Annotated in this window: 15 protein-coding genes; 1 reads left to right on the top strand and 14 read right to left on the bottom strand. The window is 58.4% G+C overall.

The genetic code is table 11. The features are described from left to right. Nucleotides 1-162: 162 nt before the first annotated feature. The 5 genes from SK34_RS20055 to pilL2 are packed head-to-tail and all read right to left on the bottom strand — an operon-like array spanning nucleotide 163 to nucleotide 4,650. Nucleotides 163-795 carry an IncC plasmid conjugative DNA transfer DtrJ family protein gene (locus SK34_RS20055; protein WP_048234016.1) on the bottom strand — a complete coding sequence of 211 codons (633 nt, stop codon included), beginning with the start codon at nucleotides 793-795 and terminating at the stop codon, nucleotides 163-165. Further along, a complete protein-coding gene (gene traD, locus SK34_RS20050) occupies nucleotides 792-2,810 on the bottom strand; it encodes a type IV conjugative transfer system coupling protein TraD (protein WP_048234015.1) in 2,019 nt (672 codons plus the stop codon). Before traD ends, SK34_RS20055 begins: the two co-directional genes overlap by 4 nt. Then, complete coding sequence (locus SK34_RS20045; protein WP_048234013.1) at nucleotides 2,807-3,325, bottom strand: transglycosylase SLT domain-containing protein; 519 nt, start codon at nucleotides 3,323-3,325, stop codon at nucleotides 2,807-2,809. Before SK34_RS20045 ends, traD begins: the two co-directional genes overlap by 4 nt. Continuing rightward, nucleotides 3,304-3,978 carry a TIGR03759 family integrating conjugative element protein gene (locus SK34_RS20040; protein WP_053064288.1) on the bottom strand — a complete coding sequence of 225 codons (675 nt, stop codon included), beginning with the start codon at nucleotides 3,976-3,978 and terminating at the stop codon, nucleotides 3,304-3,306. Before SK34_RS20040 ends, SK34_RS20045 begins: the two co-directional genes overlap by 22 nt. 3 nt (nucleotides 3,979-3,981) lie before the next feature. Next, a complete protein-coding gene (gene pilL2 / locus SK34_RS20035; RefSeq protein ID WP_048234012.1) occupies nucleotides 3,982-4,650 on the bottom strand; it encodes a PFGI-1 class ICE element type IV pilus protein PilL2 in 669 nt (222 codons plus the stop codon). A gap of 157 nt (nucleotides 4,651-4,807) precedes the next feature. Between pilL2 and SK34_RS20030 the strand changes: the two genes are divergently transcribed. Then, nucleotides 4,808-5,512 carry a hypothetical protein gene (locus SK34_RS20030; protein WP_048234011.1) on the top strand — a complete coding sequence of 235 codons (705 nt, stop codon included), beginning with the start codon at nucleotides 4,808-4,810 and terminating at the stop codon, nucleotides 5,510-5,512. A gap of 63 nt (nucleotides 5,513-5,575) precedes the next feature. Here the strand turns inward: SK34_RS20030 and SK34_RS20025 are convergent, their stop codons facing one another. The 9 genes from SK34_RS20025 to SK34_RS19985 all read right to left on the bottom strand — a co-directional run bounded on the left by SK34_RS20025 (nucleotide 5,576) and on the right by SK34_RS19985 (nucleotide 12,915). Beyond that, nucleotides 5,576-5,959, bottom strand: coding sequence for a hypothetical protein (locus tag SK34_RS20025; RefSeq protein ID WP_048234009.1), 384 nt, complete (start codon nucleotides 5,957-5,959; stop codon nucleotides 5,576-5,578). 70 nt (nucleotides 5,960-6,029) lie between these two features. Further along, complete coding sequence (locus SK34_RS20020; protein ID WP_048234006.1) at nucleotides 6,030-6,473, bottom strand: STY4534 family ICE replication protein; 444 nt, start codon at nucleotides 6,471-6,473, stop codon at nucleotides 6,030-6,032. A 282-nt stretch (nucleotides 6,474-6,755) separates the two neighbouring features. Next, nucleotides 6,756-6,938 carry a hypothetical protein gene (locus SK34_RS20015; protein ID WP_001561310.1) on the bottom strand — a complete coding sequence of 61 codons (183 nt, stop codon included), beginning with the start codon at nucleotides 6,936-6,938 and terminating at the stop codon, nucleotides 6,756-6,758. A 107-nt stretch (nucleotides 6,939-7,045) separates the two neighbouring features. After that, entirely contained in the window at nucleotides 7,046-8,851 is a 1,806-nt protein-coding gene (locus tag SK34_RS20010; protein WP_048234004.1) for a DNA topoisomerase III, read from the bottom strand. A 191-nt stretch (nucleotides 8,852-9,042) separates the two neighbouring features. Next, nucleotides 9,043-9,468 (bottom strand): DUF3158 family protein, encoded by a 426-nt coding sequence (locus SK34_RS20005; protein WP_048234003.1) that lies wholly within the window; start codon nucleotides 9,466-9,468, stop codon nucleotides 9,043-9,045. Then, nucleotides 9,458-10,069 carry a PFL_4669 family integrating conjugative element protein gene (locus tag SK34_RS20000; RefSeq protein ID WP_048234001.1) on the bottom strand — a complete coding sequence of 204 codons (612 nt, stop codon included), beginning with the start codon at nucleotides 10,067-10,069 and terminating at the stop codon, nucleotides 9,458-9,460. Before SK34_RS20000 ends, SK34_RS20005 begins: the two co-directional genes overlap by 11 nt. A gap of 159 nt (nucleotides 10,070-10,228) precedes the next feature. Next, entirely contained in the window at nucleotides 10,229-11,101 is an 873-nt protein-coding gene (locus SK34_RS19995) for an STY4528 family pathogenicity island replication protein (protein WP_048234000.1), read from the bottom strand. Then, complete coding sequence (locus tag SK34_RS19990) at nucleotides 11,091-11,648, bottom strand: DUF2857 domain-containing protein (RefSeq protein WP_048233998.1); 558 nt, start codon at nucleotides 11,646-11,648, stop codon at nucleotides 11,091-11,093. Before SK34_RS19990 ends, SK34_RS19995 begins: the two co-directional genes overlap by 11 nt. After that, nucleotides 11,632-12,915, bottom strand: coding sequence for a ParB family protein (locus tag SK34_RS19985; RefSeq protein ID WP_053064287.1), 1,284 nt, complete (start codon nucleotides 12,913-12,915; stop codon nucleotides 11,632-11,634). Before SK34_RS19985 ends, SK34_RS19990 begins: the two co-directional genes overlap by 17 nt. Nucleotides 12,916-12,923 lie beyond the last annotated feature (8 nt).

Here is a 12,923-nt window from a genome sequence, read left to right as displayed (position 1 = left end):
TTGTATGATTATGTGCAATTTATGAGCACGTATTAGCTCAGATCTGAGTTAATATATGATAGCAGAGCACAGTCTCGGATAATGGAAAAGATCATCATTGTTAGAGAAGTCCGATGAAGTGAACCTTTTTGATCAAAAACAATAAATTTAAAGTTGGCTGAGTTATAACCAGCGCTTAAAACTCCCTGCCACCATCCATATCGTTATCCCGAACCATAAAGTGGCTGGTAGTAAAACCAGCATCGCGGGCAGAAACAGCGGCTGTGCCAGATAAAACACCCACAGCGTGGAGGCGACTGAACTGCCTGACCTGATGACATAACGGTGGAGAAAAACCGATTCCAGCCCGGAGCCAAACCGCCTCAAATCCCGCAGGACCAGTCCGTCTGTCAGTCCGATTAATACGCACAGACAGACCAGGGGGAGTATGGAGACGAGCCATACCAGGCGCTGCATAAAACTCACCAGCGTATCAGCCAGGGCGGTGAACGGTTTCTGCAGGAGCCTGTTGGCCATAAGTACACGAGTTGCCCCTTTTTCCAGCAGCACCAGAATTTCATTCCCCAGCGGATGCGGTTGTAGCGCAATAACCAGTTCCGCCCGCTCTTGTCTCATCACCTGAAAAACATGTCTGCTCCCCTCCTGCGGCCACCAGAAATATAACCCCGCCAGTTCCACTACTACCCGCAGCACCAGCGCACCAATAACCAACCCGATTAACCTTCCGGCCAGCGACAGCAGCCAGCCGACCGGCCCCTGTGGCGGACGTGACGGCGGGGATCGCTGTTCGCTCATTCCGGCTGCCCCTGCTGGCGTGCCTGCATCCAGGCCGCCAGTTGCGCGATGGACTCGGGTAGCGGACAGTGCTTATCCGCTACGGGCAGCGGCAGACGGATTTTCCACAACTGCCCGCCTTCGATCAGAGCAAAGGCCTGGCCTTTTGGAAGCTGGATCAGTGCGGCGGTATCGAGTAGCGGCACATTACAGGTGATCACCTGTTCGCGGGTGTTGCTGGTAAAGCTGTTGATGCCGCCCGGCGTGTCGGTGACGCCGGAACTGACCTGGCGGCTGCGCACGTCAACCTGTGGCAGTTGCTTTGTCAGTAGTTCAGCAGTGGCGGTTTCTCGCACCCGCAGCATAATCAGGTTGTTGAAATTACCCACAACCTGGCCTGCCTTGGGCGCGCTGCCGATGCGGGCCTGAATATCACTCAGCGTCTGGGTGTAGGCGGTGACCTGAATACCCGCGCCGCCGCCCTTGTTGACCAGCGGGATAAACTCGTCGCCCATCAGTTCGTTAAACTCATCGCAGTGCAGGTTGATAGGCGGCGGTTTTTCACTGTTGCCGGGCAGTCCTTCGTTGAGGCCAAATTTGTAGAGATGCCCGGCGACGCTCACCAGGTCGGCAAACATAGAATTGCCGACGGCGGCAGCGACCACCGCATCAGAGAGCGAGTCCAGCCCGACATAGACCACCGCCTTCTGGCGGATCGCCTGCTGCCAGTCGAGGATCGGGCGCGCGTCGTCTAGATCGTGATAGTCCGGGGCGAGTAGGGCGGCGAGCGTGCCGGTGGTCAGCTTTTCCAGCAGTGGCAGCAGCGAGGCGACAATCTTGTCGAAGTAGGTTTTGTCATAGCGCACCGCCGAGAGCAGGCCGTCGAGGATCGGATCGTAAAATTTCTCCGCATTGAGGTACTGCTCCAGCGCCACCACGTGAGGATCGCGGCCCAGCATATGGCGCGGTGTGTTTTTGTCGTTAACGCGTTCCGCCAGTTGCGCCACCACTTCCCACGCTCGCGCGTTGTGGCGCGGCAGCACGATGCGGGCATAGTCGATAAACAGGGCGTCGATATTGACGACGTGGCGGGAAATTAACTGATAGTCGGGACGTTGACCGAGCGCCACCAGGGCGCGGGCGATGATATTGACAAAGCGCCAGGCGAACTCGCGAAAGGCCGCCGAGTTGCCTTCGCCGGAAAGCTGTCCGGTGAGGCGCGATGCTACTTCCGAGATGCGGCCAAAGCGCCCGATGGCGTTATAGCGGGCGGAGATCTCCGGATACGCCAGGTGGAACAGGATAAAGCGGTCTCCGCGTCCGGCGCGCTGCGCCTCTGTCCACAGACGCTTCAACAGATCCGCGTCGCCTTTTGGATCGAAAATGATCACCACCTCGCCACGGCGGATGTCCTGAGTGGCAAGCATTTCCGCCAGCCGGGTTTTGCCGACGCGGGTGGTGCCGAGCACCAGTGTGTGTCCGGGGCGTTCACTGAGCGGCAGGGTGACGTCGCACTCTTTCAGCTCCACGCCGTGCAGCCACGGATTGCCGCCGACGGGCGGCAGCGGGCGCACCGGGTTCAGCCAGCGATCGGCGCTGAGCAGGTGGGCAAGGCCGGGTAGAGTATGTTCGCTGCGTTTTTCGATGTGTCTTGCCAGGCGGTAACACCATCCCGGGCGCAGCCTGCGTGCGGCTTCCGGTTGCAGGCAGTCGTACAGACGCTGGGTGTGGATGGGCTGCCAGCGAAAGCCCTTACCGAGAAACAGCCTCTGGCGGCTGACCGGGATTTTCCGGCTGGTGAGCGCGTAGCGCGGCAGGCGCAGGAGGTTACGCTGGTAGCGTACGATTTGCCATCCATGCCAGCCGCGTCGCAGGGCCAGCAGCATCAGGGCGCAGGCCATCAGGCGGGCCTGCCACGGCGTCAGCATCAGCAGCGGGGCCTGCGTCAGGCAGATTAATGCGCCACAGCCAGCGGTGACGGTGCTGTAAAACTCTACAGGCGGGCGCAGCAGCGCCTCCAGCGCATAGCGGCTCATGGCGGTGCGGCCTGTTGCAGATGGCGGCTGACCAGCTTGCGGTAGCGAGCAGCGGGCGCGCCGCCTGCGGGGCGGTGATAGCGAGCGGCGGCATTGAGCCAGCTTCCGGGACGTTCATCGTAGCGCTGACGCAGCAGTTGCGCGGTGAGCGACAGGTTCTGCAGGGGATGCAGGGCGTCGCAGGGAGAGTCAAAATACGCCCGATGCCAGCCGATATTGATTTGCCCGAGCCCCACGTCAATGAGCTTCGGGCTGGTGTGGCGGATGGCGGCCAGCAGCGCCTGACAGGCCTGCTCCCGGCTGGCGTAGCGGTAGCCGGTGCCTTTGATATTGAGCGTCCACGGCCATGGGCGATGTTTGCCGCTTAGGTTCGCTCCGCTTTCGGTCTGTGTGACGGCCCACAGCAGTTCCGGCGGCACGCGGAAATGCTCCGCGCTGCGCAGGTACGCTTCCGGCAGGGGTTGTGCCAGCGCCAGGCAGGGCAGCAGCAGGATCAGGGCAGGACCTCGCGCCATTGCTCCCCCTTACGTTCCAGCGCTACCGGGATTTTGCTCTGCCCTAAAAGCAGCCAGCGGCCCGCGTCGTGGTTAAGCGTGATGCTGTGTTCACTCACCAGCTTTGCGTCAATACCGTGCGCCATCGCCCAGCGTCGCACCCGGTTATCATCACCTTCGCTGTTGATCAGCCAGATATCCAGCGGGCGCTGTTGTGCCAGCAGGGTACGCAGCAGGCTGTCGCAGGGCGGGCAGTCATCCTGGACAAACAGCGAAACGCGGGAGGTGCTGGTGGAGGTTGTTTTCAGCGGCGTCAGGTCCGGATAAAGGCGTTGCCAGGCGGCGTCATAGGCGTGCTGGAAGGCGAGTTCCTTTTCCAGCCGCTGGTACTCCTGCCTGACCAGCAGTTCGGCGAAGCGCTGACGTTCGTAGTCAGTGTCGGCTTCGACGCCCAGCGTGGTCAGCGGATCGAGTCCCGGCGACCAGATGCCGCGTGCCTGATGTTTTAGCGTGAGATAGCGCTGCCACTCTTCCGGCGTGATGCCCCAGACGGTGGCCTGCTGTTGCGTGGTCAGCGGCTTGAGAGCAAAGTCTCCGTTCTGGCTGGTCTGCATCTGAAGCGGTTGCGCCCACACGCTGGCGGTGAACAGTAACAGGAGAATCAGGTGTTTCATCGCTTACTCCGGTACTTTCAGCGTCAACTGGCGTTTGCCGTGGCGGAATACCGCCCGACGCTCATCAAACCGCTCCAGCCGCCAGCCGTACCACTGTTCTCCCTTGCGCAGCCACACCACCTGATGGAGGTAAACGGCTTCGGGCGGCACGATTACGGCCAGGCGGATATCGCCGCGCTGTACGGTTCCGGCGAGAAAAAACGGGGCCGCAAGCGGCCCCAAAGGGCGGAGGGACACGGGATGACGGTAAACCACCGTCTGGGGGAGGGAATGGTCGCTGGCGAAACAGACTTCGCGGCGGTTTTCGTCGGTGGTTATTCGCCACGCCGGGCCCACCAGTAGTTTCAGGGCGGCCTTCAGGCGCAGCGGGCCGGTGTTGTACTGGCTCAGCGGTAACGGGAGGCTATAAAGCTGCGCCCGGCGCGCATCGGCGAGACACAAAGACCAGCCGCTGTCGCGCATCAGGTACTGTAGAGCTTCCCCTACCGTCGGATGAAAACCGGGCGGAACGGACAGGGCGGTAAGCTGTTCCAGCGGCGGCTGTTGCGGTGACGTTCTGACCAGTAGATAGCGGTCGTAGCGCACTACGAAAGGCGTAGCTCTGGATGCAGTAGAAGTGTTGTTGACTGCTATCAATATAAACGCCAACATTGTGAATAGCAGCAGTTTCATAGTGTACTCCAGTGTGGTCTTGTCTGGAGAATGCTGGTGATGTTGAATGGTTTCCATCAACAATTATTTTTTGCAGTGAAAAGTTATTGCATGAGAATTAGCTAATTTACAGTGGCTGGAGTGCCGCTATCATTTTAAATACCGTCAGGAGAATGTAATGGATGTGGCATTGGTTTCCAGTATGATTAGTGGTCTGGTTGCTATCGTAGCGGTTGTCATTCCAGCCTTTAATCAGAATCGAATAAACAAAATAAATCAGATGCAAGAGTCAAGTAAAAAACATAAGTTTTATCTTGAGCCATTAATAAAATCTTCAGCAGATCTACAAAGTAGAATATATAATATAACAAAAGGTGGGTTTCTTGAGGGGTATTATCATAGTGGTAACCAGAGACAACGGGACTATGTCATACTGCATACAACGTATTTATTTTCTCAGTTCTTTGCCTGGTCAGAGGCAGTCCGTCAGGATGTTCAGTTTCTTAATCTTGAAAATGATGAAAGAACACGAAGGTTATCAGAATTACAAGATGTAATATATTCGCTCATTCAGACCGACAGTTTGGGTCAGTATTTTGTTATTTTTTCGGGAGAGCAGCGTGCAATTGGTGAACGTATGCTTGTAAAATCAGTTAATGGTTATGGTTGTATTGGTTATGGTGAGTTTATAAAAATGGACTTGGTTAATCATGAACCTTTTTTAAATCAGTTGAAACAAGAAGTGGTTCATATGGCTGATGATTTTATTCATTATCAATCCAAATTTATAAAATTACAGCATGCGCTTATAGAACTGATTGATTACCTTGATCCGAAATATATCAGGGTTACTGAGAATAAGCGTAGAAAAATACTACTATAAAGAACTTAGTGCTCACCTACCTTTAAATGAAAAATAGCGCCCGGTCCCGGGCGCAAAATCAGATCAGTAAGGGAATCTTTCCCCCATCAGCCCCAGAGTGGCGGCGATGGGGATGCCTTGCTCAGAAAAATGAACGCGTAATGTCAGCCTGACGGTTTGCTGCTGTGTGCTGCCGTTGGTTTTTTGCGAGAGCACCGAGCGGTAATCGATACGAATGGTGCGTTGCGGAGGTTGGTGGGCGATAAAGGCCACTACCGCTGCCATTTCAACACCTTTCAGCAAGTCCCTGATGGCGTTGTCATTCCGGTCTTCAAGACATTGCTTGTGGGCCGGAAGGGTAATGGCCAGTTCCATCGGCAGCCTGGCCGCTATCGCCGCGTCATTCAGATTAAACAACGCACCCTGGTCAAGGGCTTCTTCACGAGAGTTAAATACGGTATTCATCATGCGTTTCTCCGGTAAAAGGCCGGGGAAACGCCCCGGCGGGGAATTTCCCCGGCAGGGTGAATGCTGTGCGTCAGAACTGCGGTACAGGCTCTGCTGGCGGCGCGGCAGGCGCTGGCTGGGATTCAGCTTCGCGCTCTGCCCGGTAAACCTCTTCACCGTCAATTTTGATGAGCCCGATGTGCAGCAGATGGGCCTTCAGGCTGACGCCGGTTTCGCCTTTACGGTCGCCTTTGCTGTAGACAAAGGTGTCGGCATACAGATCGCCGAGGCGGAACTGGATCAGCACCTTGCGTTTCTGCTCGCAGGAGTCGATACAGCGACGTACCAGTTTCTGCGCTTCCTTGCCGCTGACGCGGCAGTCGAACCAGGTGTGCTCCGCGTTGCTGGCTTCGCCCCGTAGTGCGGCAATGTCGCAACACAGGAACGGTTCGCCTTTTTTCGGGGTCACTTCCCGGATCCGGTTGAGGTAGCCCAGACCGCTGGTGTACAGGTTGAAGTAGTGGGTATCGTTCATGGTGGTATCTCCGTGTTGAAAGGTGCGGAGGCCCCATGCGCGGGGATGCCCCGCTTCGGGTTTGGCTCATGGGCTGCAAGCCCTCAGAGTTACTGGCAGTACGGGCATTCCGCGCTGTGCGCCTCCGCGTTTCAGGAATGCATGGCGGACTTTGGGTTGACCTGTTTAGTTGAATCTTCGGCAGGGGGAAGCGAAAGGAGGAATTGTTTTTAAGGCGTGAAAGTTGGTAGTACAGAATGCAAAAAGGCCTTAATCACTAAGGCCCTGAAAGGTAGCTAAAGATTATTTCCGACGGTCATCGACTTCTTTGGCGACACCTTTAAAGGGAGTGCCGTCCTGCTTCTGGTCGATAAAGCGGCCTGTCGTTGTATCGCGTTTGGTGTAATTGCCATTCTGCGGATTCTGAACCTGTGTGCGGTCTGTAACAGAGCCCTTGCGATAACCGTCTCCGGTATTCTTGGCCATCTTAACACTCCGAAAAATGAGGAATATTCCTCATAGAGGATCATCAGACTGCCAATTTGAATGAGCAATCAGGAGCAAGTAAAAATGTGATGCAGGAGACAGGTTATTTACCCATTTCGTAATGACTTAATCAGCTCTGTCACGTTCTGCTGCTGCTGCACCAGGAAAGCCTCCAGCCCCATTTTTCCCGTCGCGATTTCATCCAGCATCTGCTCCCACAGCGCAGTGGTGCCCGGATCTTTCAGTGCTTCCGGCAGGGCATCAATCAGTGTGCTGGCGGTATCCGTTGCCAGCAGGAAGCGGCGTTGCTTAATCAGATAACCGCGCTTAAGGAGCGTCTGGATAATCCCGGCGCGGGTGGCTTCGGTGCCAATACCCGCATTTTCTTTCAGCCGCTGCTTCAGGCGCTCATCGCTGACAAAACGGGCGGCGTTTTTCATCGCGGCAATCAGCGTCCCTTCCGTGTAGTGCTCCGGCGGTTGGGTCTGGCGGGCGCGAACGTCCACCTGTTCCACCTGGCAGGTTTGTCCCTGTTGCAGGGCGGGAAGTGCCTGCGTTTCTTCCGGTGAGTGTGTTGCCATCTCGCGCAAAAACAGCTGCCGCCAGCCACTGACAATCATCACAGAGCCACGGGCAGCCAGCGTTTCCCCGGCGCAGTTCAGGCGTAACTCCGTTTTATCCACCTCATGGTCCGGCAGAAACTGCGCCAGAAAATGGCTGCGTACCAGGCCGTAGACCTTGCGCTCGCTGTCGCTTAGCTGCGTCAGTTCTACCGTTTTACGGGTCGGGATGATGCCGTGGTGGGCGGTGATTTTGCTGTCGTCCCACAGTCGTGAGCGCTGCTGCAGGTTAAGCTGCGTGGCGAGGGGCTGGAGTGAGGCATCGCTGGCGACCACCGCGGCCAGCACCTGTGGCGCTTCAGCGTGCATGGAAAGCGGCAGATAGCCGCAGTCGGTGCGCGGGTAGGTGGTGGCCTTATGGGTCTCATACAGGCGCTGGGCGATATCCAGTACCTCCTGCGCGCCCATGCCCCACTGTTTTGAGCAGACCTGCTGCAGGGCGCTGAGGGTGAAGGCCTGCGGTGGCGGCGTTTTCTCCCGCCGGGTGGTCACGTCCATTACCAGCGCGGTGCCGGCCTGTTGCAGACGCCCGGCGGCCTCGCGGGCGGCGGATTCTCGGATACAGCGGCCTTCGTCGTCACAGTACGCACTATCAGGCTGCCACTGCGCCAGAAAGGAACAACCCTCCGCATGCAAGCGGGCATCCACCCGCCACCAGGGGCGGGGCGTGAAACGAGCGATCTCCCGGTCGCGCTCCACCACCAGACTCAGGGTCGGCGTCTGTACCCGGCCCACGGAGAGCACACCCTTGTGCCGCCGGTTCATCAGCGTGCAGGCGCGGGTCATGTTGATGCCGACCAGCCAGTCGGCGCGGGCGCGCGCCAGTCCGGCCTGGTACAGCGGAAACGTGCTGTCGCCGGGTAGCAGGGCAGCGAGTGCCTTGTGGATACTGGCCTCATCCAGCGCCGACAGCCACAGCCGCTGGACCGGACCGCGCCAGCGGCATTGTTCCAGAATTTCACGGGCGATGGTTTCGCCTTCGCGGTCGGCGTCGGTGGCAATCACCACTGTATCCGCCTGTTTCAGCAGCTTTTCGATGATGCGGAACTGCTTGCGCACCTCCGGGCGGGTCATCAGCCGCCACGCTGGGGGAATAAACGGCAGATGCTCTGCCCGCCAGTGTTTCAGTTTCGGATCGTAATCCTCCGGCGCGGCCATGCTCAGCAGATGGCCGAAGCACCAGGTGATGGTCACGGTGGCGTTATGCAGGTAGCCGTCGCTGCGGTTACGGGCGTCAAGCACGCGGGCGATATCGCGCGCCTGAGAGGGTTTTTCGCACAGGTAAAGTTGCATGGGCTGTCTCCGGTGAAAGGGAGTTCAGCATGGTGTGCCGGAGGGAGAAGGCGACAGGGGAAACTGAAGGGAGAAGGTAAAAATTGCACCTTAAAACGTGCATTAAGCGGATAGTGCCTGTTTTAAGGTGCATGAGGTGAGTTTAAAATAATCGCTAAAGTGACACTCAGGGTTTAACTTTGCTCAAAATTTTAAACCAGCGTGGTTAGCGGCTGTATCCGCCGCAGCATAAACATCACCACTGATAGCTGCGTATTCAGCACCTGCCGCCGCCATTCGAGGGCCATCAGCGCGTCGCGCAGTTCATCGCTCACGTCCGGCTGTTGAATGGCTTCCTGCAACGCCACGCCTCCCGAACGGTTGTTGTCCAGATTACGCCAGCGCAGATAGCTGACGCCGGAGCGCGCCGGGTTGCTGCACAGGATCAGCGGTACGTTACGTCCCGGCAGTTCATACACCGCCTGTTTCAGCATCGGCTGACGTTGTTGCAGTTGCACGCGCAGCGCCTGTAATTCCAGCGCCAGCGCTCGCAGCTCTCCCTTACCCTTAAAGGCCTTTAAAAGGCCCTTTAGCGAGCTTTTGCGGGCGGAGCGTTCATCATCATCGTCATTGAACATCGCGCTGGATCTCCGCAAGCATCTTTTTGGGCAGATTGCCGAGCTTATGCGCCATCGTCTGCGCCAGCGGACTGTTCGCCCGCACGTCAGCGCGGGTCACGCCGGTGGTGCGAAAGCGGTTCACGAAGCTGAACGCCTGGAGCATCAGGCGTGGGATCATCGCAATGAAATCGCGCTTCTCCGCCTGGGTGATAAGACCGAGATGCCAGGCAAGCAGAGTACGGCGTACCTGCAGATCGTAATCAATCAACTGTTGCAGTAGGCGCGAACCGGGCGGTGAGAACAGCGCCAGCGGCAGGATGAATTCGGTCGGGGACGGGTTACTGACCTGCGTGGTGTGGATAGCGCCCGGCAGGCTGGCGAAGGCATGGTCCAGACGACGGTTTTTTTGCTTCAGCAGGTGCGCGATCAGGTTCAGGCGGATGCGCAGTTGCTTCAGCCAGTGGGCGGCCCACGGATCGTCGGCCTCTTCGGCGCGCAGCAGACGCCTGAGTAGCGCCAGACAGAGCAGCATGCCGGTGGGATGCGCCTGCCACAGCCGGGCGGCGACGCGGGTGTGCAGGGTGATGCGGATATCGCTGAAAAGGTTTGTGCTAGGCATCGGAAATTCTCCATGGATTCAGATGCCCGCAGTGTCGGTCCACGCAATGAGTCAGGCGACGATAAACCCATCTGGTTCGCAGAAAGTTAATTTCGTCGATGGATGAGGTTTGATTGATAGCTGGTACACCGGCTTTATGCGGTGCGCATAAAATCAGGGCTATCTGCGCCTGCGCCGAAGCTGATTGAACTCGCCCCGTCTGGCTTTCTCCAGCGTCGCCAGCAGATAGGCGAGGGGGCGGTGGATATTGTGGGCGGCGATCCGCAACAGGCAGTCGTCCAGCACCTGCTGGCAGAGGGAGGGATCCAGATTGCGCATCGCGCGTTCGGCGGCGCGGCGCTCGCTGGCGCTGAAGGGATTATCCACAGGCCAGTGCAGCAGTTGCGTACGCTTTTGATGTTTATTGTTTAAATCTGTACCAGTATGTACGCAATGCGGCTCAGGTTGCCCGCCAGCCCCCACCACATCACTGAGTCTTAATTGAAGACTCGGGCATTTTTTACTGAGTCCTCGATTAAGACCAGGGGCGGTCTTCAATGGAGACTCAGTGCAGGTTCGTCCACTGTCCACAGGTTGTTGCAGGGTGAGCAGCAGTCCGATAGCGATGTTGCGGATACGTCGGTTGCGATGGTGGGAGCAGGCCGTGAGCAGCGCCAGATATTCGCTGTCCATCCGACAGGCATCGGCATGAGTCAGTGGCGCATCATGCAGGGCGTAGAGGTTGCCGGTGATCCTGCCGCTTTGCTCGTCGCGCAGCCGCTGGCACAGGCTCAGCCAGCGGGTGATCCGCAGCATCATCAGCGCGTTGCTGACGGTACTGCGCGAGGCCTTCTCGCCTTCAGGCTGGTCAGAGAGCCAGCCCTGGAGTTCGTTGTAGGAGGGGAAGACGCCGCTGCCGTCGTCGCGGGCATGCAGGCGCAGCAGTTGCCACGCAAACTTGTCACGTGGGGAGAGGTTGCGCGCCAGCAGCAGGCGCTTCGGCACGCTCTGCTGCGGGTTGCCGAGAAACAGCAGCCGATCGTCACTCTTCATGCAGCAGCTTCTCCTGAGTCCACTGGCGCAGCAGGTTCCAGATAACCGTCAGCGACAGGTCGTGCTCACGGGCCATCGCCATCATGGCGGTCAGCGCTTCGGGTGAGTCGAGCTTTTTCACGCCCGTTTTCTGCCACTCGTTCCATACCAGTGTCTCCACCTGCTCATCCGGAGCATTGTTGCGCCCTTGCCGGACAAACAGGCCAATCAGACGTCGCCGGGCACAGACCTCCGGCGTGGAAAGGCCAAAATAGTGGTTGATGAATTCGATGGACGCGCCGAGCGACAGCGCTTCCTCCAGACGCTGTTGGAACAGCCGCTCCTGCTCCATCCTCGCCAGCATCCGGCCCAGCATATTGTGGTCAATGTGGGTGGTGATGAACTGCACCGCGCTGTTGCTGAGAAACAGGATGTCATCGGCGGTAAGGCGCGTCAGTTCGCACAGCTCCTGCGGGCTGAAGCCGAGCGATTCGCAGTAGCGGATCTGCCCCTCCTTCAGCGCCTGGACAATGTGGGTGAGCACGGCCTGGTTAACTGAGGGCGTCATGGTGAACCTCCCGCAGCCGTCGCTGGCGGCACAGGCTGATAAGCTGCATCAGTTGCTGGATCTGGGCGTTGTCGTAGTCCGGCGACAGTAACAATTCGAGGGCGGGCATCGGCGTGCTGGTGTCACCGTTCAGGGCGGCCAGCACCTGGTAACAGCGCTGTGCCGCCGGATGGGGAAAATCGTCGCAGGGCGCGAGGGTGAAACCGGCCGGAGCGCTATCGTCCGGCTGGATACAGGCGTCGAGTCCCCAGCAGGCAAACAGCGACCGTGCCGTATGCACCAGCGGCGAGGGCTTTGGCTCGCCGGGCGCGGCGGGTACAGTCGGTAGCTCTGTCTCTGGAAGCGGTGCTTTTTCTGGTTCGGGCGGTGGCGGCCAGAGGACCTTTTCGGCTGGCGGTCCCAGCAGCGTCTGCCGCTTGCTCTGGCCATCGGTCAGTTCCGCCAGTAACGTATTCCAGCTCATGCCGCTGCGGCTACTCATCTCGCCGAGCAGTTCGTCCTGCACCAGTTGCGGTACCACGGCTTCCGGCTCACCGTTGAAGGTGGAGAGGGCGGTGCTGAACAGGTCGGCAAACTCCGGCTGGCGTTCCAGCGGCATCAGTTTTGCCCAGACCTGTTCCGCCGCGCTGCGCAGGGCCAGCAGGCGGTCGATAACCGTTCGGGTAAGCCCGCCGTACAGCGCATTGGGGATGCAGGGCAGCAGCCAGTCGACGGTCTGTAGCATCCGGCTGATTTGCGACTGGCTGACGGGATAGCCGTCGCGGGTCAGTTGTTCCGCCAGCGCCAGCTGCGTCAGGCATTCAATGCCTGCCTCGTGGTAAAGATCGCGCAGATGCAGAATACCTTCCGCCCGTTCGATAAACATCAATCCGTTATGCAGGTCGCTTTCGGCCAGATGGCCAATCAGGCACTGGACTTCGCCCTGCTGTGGGGACAGCGTTTCCGGCCACGGTCTGAACGGCCAGCAGACGCGGTGGTAACGCTCATCCTGTGTCTCTTGCCACAGTTCATTGAGGATGGCGAGGCGCGTATTCCCACCGCTGGCGAGCATATATTTTTCATCACCAGGGCGACGGGTCAACACCGGCGGGTTATCCAGCCCACGGGCAAGAATCGACGCTTTCAGTACGTCATAGCCGGGGTTGCGGGTGACACGGGGATTGAGAGAGAACGGCTGGATTTGCTCCAGACTGACCTGGACCATCTCCTGTTCTCCGATAGTGCTGGCACCGTGAAGCCAGCGGTTGAGCAGGTGTGAAGCGCACATAATCTTCC

The organism is Citrobacter sp. MGH104 (assembly GCF_001034485.1).
GTDB classification, from domain to species: domain Bacteria; phylum Pseudomonadota; class Gammaproteobacteria; order Enterobacterales; family Enterobacteriaceae; genus Citrobacter; species Citrobacter freundii.
This window is presented reverse-complemented; position numbering and strand designations above follow the sequence as displayed.

Bases quoted from the DNA above. Each gene is read 5' to 3' on its own strand.
- SK34_RS20055 (WP_048234016.1), bottom strand. From the start codon at position 795: ATGAGCGAACAGCGATCCCCGCCGTCACGTCCGCCACAGGGGCCGGTC.
- traD (WP_048234015.1), bottom strand. From the start codon at position 2,810: ATGAGCCGCTATGCGCTGGAGGCGCTGCTGCGCCCGCCTGTAGAGTTT.
- SK34_RS20045 (WP_048234013.1), bottom strand. From the start codon at position 3,325: ATGGCGCGAGGTCCTGCCCTGATCCTGCTGCTGCCCTGCCTGGCGCTG.
- SK34_RS20040 (WP_053064288.1), bottom strand. From the start codon at position 3,978: ATGAAACACCTGATTCTCCTGTTACTGTTCACCGCCAGCGTGTGGGCG.
- pilL2 (WP_048234012.1), bottom strand. From the start codon at position 4,650: ATGAAACTGCTGCTATTCACAATGTTGGCGTTTATATTGATAGCAGTC.
- SK34_RS20030 (WP_048234011.1), top strand. From the start codon at position 4,808: ATGGATGTGGCATTGGTTTCCAGTATGATTAGTGGTCTGGTTGCTATC.
- SK34_RS20025 (WP_048234009.1), bottom strand. From the start codon at position 5,959: ATGATGAATACCGTATTTAACTCTCGTGAAGAAGCCCTTGACCAGGGT.
- SK34_RS20020 (WP_048234006.1), bottom strand. From the start codon at position 6,473: ATGAACGATACCCACTACTTCAACCTGTACACCAGCGGTCTGGGCTAC.
- SK34_RS20015 (WP_001561310.1), bottom strand. From the start codon at position 6,938: ATGGCCAAGAATACCGGAGACGGTTATCGCAAGGGCTCTGTTACAGAC.
- SK34_RS20010 (WP_048234004.1), bottom strand. From the start codon at position 8,851: ATGCAACTTTACCTGTGCGAAAAACCCTCTCAGGCGCGCGATATCGCC.
- SK34_RS20005 (WP_048234003.1), bottom strand. From the start codon at position 9,468: ATGTTCAATGACGATGATGATGAACGCTCCGCCCGCAAAAGCTCGCTA.
- SK34_RS20000 (WP_048234001.1), bottom strand. From the start codon at position 10,069: ATGCCTAGCACAAACCTTTTCAGCGATATCCGCATCACCCTGCACACC.
- SK34_RS19995 (WP_048234000.1), bottom strand. From the start codon at position 11,101: ATGAAGAGTGACGATCGGCTGCTGTTTCTCGGCAACCCGCAGCAGAGC.
- SK34_RS19990 (WP_048233998.1), bottom strand. From the start codon at position 11,648: ATGACGCCCTCAGTTAACCAGGCCGTGCTCACCCACATTGTCCAGGCG.
- SK34_RS19985 (WP_053064287.1), bottom strand. From the start codon at position 12,915: ATGTGCGCTTCACACCTGCTCAACCGCTGGCTTCACGGTGCCAGCACT.